Consider the following 1,231-nt stretch of genomic DNA (forward strand, 5'->3'; position numbering starts at 1 on the left):
GACGCGGCCCTGGTGGCCGCCGCGACGCTGGCCGACAGGTACATCTCCGACCGGTTCCTGCCGGACAAGGCGATCGACCTGATCGACGAGGCCGGCGCGCGGATGCGCATCCGTCGGATGAGCGCGCCGCCGGACCTGCGCGATCTGGACGAGCGCATCGCCCAGGTGCGTCGCGACAAGGAGTCGGTGATCGACGCGCAGGATTTCGAGCGCGCCGCGCAGCTGCGGGACAAGGAGAAGCAGCTGCTGGGCCAGAAGGCGCAGCGGGAGAAGGAGTGGAAGGCCGGCGACCTGGACGTGGTGTCCGAGGTCGACGACGAGCAGATCGCCGAGGTGCTGGGCAACTGGACCGGCATCCCGGTCTACAAGCTCACCGAGGAGGAGACCTCCCGCCTGCTGGGCATGGAGGACGAGCTGCACAAGCGCGTCATCGGCCAGGAGGACGCGGTCAAGGCCGTCTCCAAGGCGATCCGGCGGACCAGGGCCGGCCTGAAGGACCCGAAGCGGCCGTCCGGCTCGTTCATCTTCGCCGGCCCGTCCGGCGTCGGTAAGACCGAGCTGTCCAAGGCCCTGGCCGAGTTCCTGTTCGGCTCCGAGGACGCGCTGATCCAGCTCGACATGTCCGAGTTCCACGACCGGTACACGGTGTCGCGTCTGGTCGGTGCCCCTCCCGGCTACGTCGGTTACGACGAGGGCGGGCAGCTGACCGAGAAGGTGCGGCGCAAGCCGTTCAGCGTGGTGCTGTTCGACGAGATCGAGAAGGCCCACCCGGACGTGTTCAACACGCTGCTGCAGATCCTGGAGGACGGGCGGCTGACCGACGGTCAGGGCCGGATCGTGGACTTCAAGAACACGGTCATCATCCTGACCACCAACCTGGGCACCCGGGACGTGGCCAAGGCGGTGTCGCTGGGCTTCCAGGCCTCGGAGGACACCGAGAGCAACTACGACCGGATGAAGGTCAAGGTCAACGATGAGCTCAAGCAGCACTTCCGGCCGGAGTTCCTGAACCGCATCGACGACACGATCGTCTTCCACCAGCTGCGGGAGCAGGAGATCCTGCAGATCGTGGACATCTTCACCGCGCGCATCGAGTCCCAGCTCAAGAACAAGGACATGGGTCTGGAGCTGACCGAGAACGCGAAGAAGTACCTGGCGAAGAAGGGCTTCGACCCGGTCCTGGGCGCCCGGCCGCTGCGCCGCACGATCCAGCGCGAGCTGGAGGACACGC

1 protein-coding gene is annotated in these 1,231 nt (G+C 66.9%); it reads left to right on the plus strand.

Annotated elements, in window-relative coordinates:
* On the plus strand, window positions 1-1,231 hold a 1,231-nt coding region (locus Asi03nite_RS37455; RefSeq protein WP_203685250.1), incomplete at both ends, for an AAA family ATPase.

It is taken from the genome of Actinoplanes siamensis, assembly GCF_016862395.1.
GTDB classification, from domain to species: Bacteria; Actinomycetota; Actinomycetes; order Mycobacteriales; family Micromonosporaceae; genus Actinoplanes; species Actinoplanes siamensis.